The organism is Streptomyces sp. SID14478, assembly GCF_010548525.1.
In the GTDB taxonomy this organism is placed as follows: Bacteria; Actinomycetota; Actinomycetes; order Streptomycetales; family Streptomycetaceae; genus Streptomyces.
The window spans coordinates 1-2450 of the sequence record NZ_JAAGMG010001402.1 but is presented as its reverse complement, the minus strand read 5'-3'; the positions used below and the strand labels follow the sequence as shown (position 1 = coordinate 2450).

Sequence of the window (2450 nt, the reverse complement as noted above, 5' to 3'; positions counted from 1 at the left end):
GGTTTCGGGGCGCGCCTGGCGCCGAGCGCGTCACCCAGGCCGCGCACCTGGTCCCGCAGCAGTGCCACGTCCGCGGCGACGTCCGCGGCCAGCGGGTCGTCCTCGGGCAGCGGCTCGCCGCTGACGGCCCGCATCAGGAGCTGGTCCTCGCGGTCCACGTCACACCACCTCCTGTTCGTGCAGCCGGGCCCGCAGCAGGCGGACGGCCGTGTGCAGCCGGCTCTTGACGGTGCCCTCGGGCACGCCGAGCTCCGCCGCGATGTCCCGGACGGGGAGATCCGCGTAGAAGCGGAGCACCACCACCTGCCGCTGCTGGTCGGGCAGTTCGTCGAGGCCCTGGGCCACGGCGAGGGAGAGCACCCGGGACTCGGCGGCGTCCCGCGCGTCCTCCTGGCGCAGCGCGGCGAGCCGTTCGCCGAGCCGCTCCTGGCGGCGCTTGGCGCGGTGCCAGTCCATGGCGAGGTTCGAGGCGACGACCGCGGCCCAGGCCGAGACGTCGCGCGGCGCCTCCTGTCCCCTGGCGGCCCGCTCCAGCAGGCGCAGGCGCACCTGCTGCACGCCGTCCGGCAGATCGGCGTACGGCACCCCGCCCAGCGACAGGACCGCCCGCACCCGGTCCTCGACCGCCGCGTCCAGGGGGTCGTCCGGTCTCCCCCGTGGCTTTCCGCGCAGCAAAGCCCCTCCCCTCCCCGCGTGTGTCCTAGGACGCCGGCGGGCGGTGAAACGTTCGGGGCGCCCCGCAACCGGTCGCCCACCACGCACGGTCCGCCCCCCGTCCGTCGATCTTCACCATTTCCAACCATCGACTTCACTGCTTCTCCACTGCACCATGAACCCCATGGCACACATCACCAAAGGCGCCAACACCGCCGTCCCCACCGCCCAGTTGAGAGTCGCGGTCTGCCGCCAGGACCTGCCCGGGGCCCCGGTCGTCGACGCCTCGGCGCTGCTGCTCGACGCGGCCGGCAAGGTCCGGGGCGATGCCGACCTCGTGTTCTACAACCAGCCCGCCCACCCCTCGGGGGCGGTCCGGCACACGGGCACCGCGCAGGGCGGCGGGCTGCTCGCCGAGTGGCTGGAGCTTGACCTGCCGCGCCTCGAACCCGCCGTGGAGCGCGTGGTGATAGCGGGCTCCTGCGACGGCGGGGTGTTCGGGCAGGTGCCCGGCCTCTCCGTCCAGGCGCTGGCGCCCGACGGGGCGGTGGTGGCGCACTACGCGGTGAACGACGCGTCGAGCGAGACGGCGTTCGTGCTCGGGGAGTTCTACCGGCGGGCCGGCGCCTGGAAGTTCCGGGCGGTGGGGCAGGGATACGCGTCCGGCCTCGCGGGGCTCGCCACGGACTTCGGCATCGCGGTGGACGAGCCGGCCCCGCAGCCCCAGGCCGCCGCCCCGGCCCCTCACATCCAGCACACCGCCCCGGCCCCTCACGCCGCGCCGGTCCACGACGCCGTGCCCCTCCAGCACACCGCGCCGGTCCACGACACCGTACCGCCCCAGGACGCCGTCCCGTACACCTTCGGCCCCGAGTTCCCGCCGTACACCCAGCGGGGCCGCGGCAACGGCGTCGTCACCGTGGACGCCCCCCTGCCGCCCGGACCCGTGCTCGTCGAGGCGTGGCACCACGGCGGCGGCTACTTCGGGGCGCACACCCTGGACCGCCGCAACAAGGAGGACGAGCTCCTCTTCAACAGCACGCTGCGCGACTTCCGCGGCCGCTGCCTCGTACGGCCCCCGCAGGACCGCCCGCTGCGGCTGCGCGTCGAGGCCGACGGGGACTGGACCGTCCTCGTGCAGCCGCTGTCGGTCGCCCGGCACCTGGGCGCGGGCCCGCTCCAGGGGTACGGCCCCGAGGTGGTCGCCCGCACCGGCCCCGCGGCCGACCTCGACGTCGACTACGCCGGGGACGAGGACGGCGGCGGCTACTTCGGCCTCAAGAGCCTGGAGGCCAAGGCCCTGTCCGACCCGGACGCCTACGACCTGCTCGTCAACGACACCGACCGGCTCCGCCAGACCGTCCCGCTGCCCGACGGCCCGCTGCTCCTGGTCCTGGAGGCCGACGGCCCCTGGCAGCTGACCGCCCGCCCGCTGCCGCTCCTCGACGGCCCCGCCGCCCAGGACGCGGGCGCCTGGACCGGCCGCGGGGACAAGGTGGTCACCCTCACGAACCCGGCCCCCGGGCACCCCGCGCTGCTGGAGTACTCCTTCGGCGACGACCGCGGCTTCGCCGCGCCCCGGGTCACCCTGCTCGACGAGTACGACGACGAGGAACCGTTCCTGGAGAGCACCCGGCACGGCTCCCGGGGCCGCACCGTCGTCTTCCGCGCCGGCGAACCGCAGGTGCGGCTGCGCGTGGAACACCCCGGCGACTGGCGGCTGGGCCTGCTCCCGATCACCCAGGTGCCGCCGCTCACCGGCGCCGCCGAGGGCCGCGGCAGCGCCGTGCTGCGCC

2 protein-coding genes are annotated in these 2450 nt (G+C 75.7%); one reads left to right on the top strand and one right to left on the bottom strand.

Going from position 1 to position 2450, the window contains the following annotated elements:
* Window positions 1-159 precede the first annotated feature (159 nt).
* Window positions 160-675 carry a sigma-70 family RNA polymerase sigma factor gene (locus G3I40_RS44555; protein ID WP_164560486.1) on the bottom strand — a complete coding sequence of 172 codons (516 nt, stop codon included), beginning with the start codon at window positions 673-675 and terminating at the stop codon, window positions 160-162.
* Between the two features lie 163 nt (window positions 676-838).
* Between G3I40_RS44555 and G3I40_RS44550 the strand changes: the two genes are divergently transcribed.
* Window positions 839-2450 (top strand): TerD family protein (locus G3I40_RS44550; protein ID WP_164560485.1); only part of this gene is annotated, 1612 nt, incomplete at its 3' end.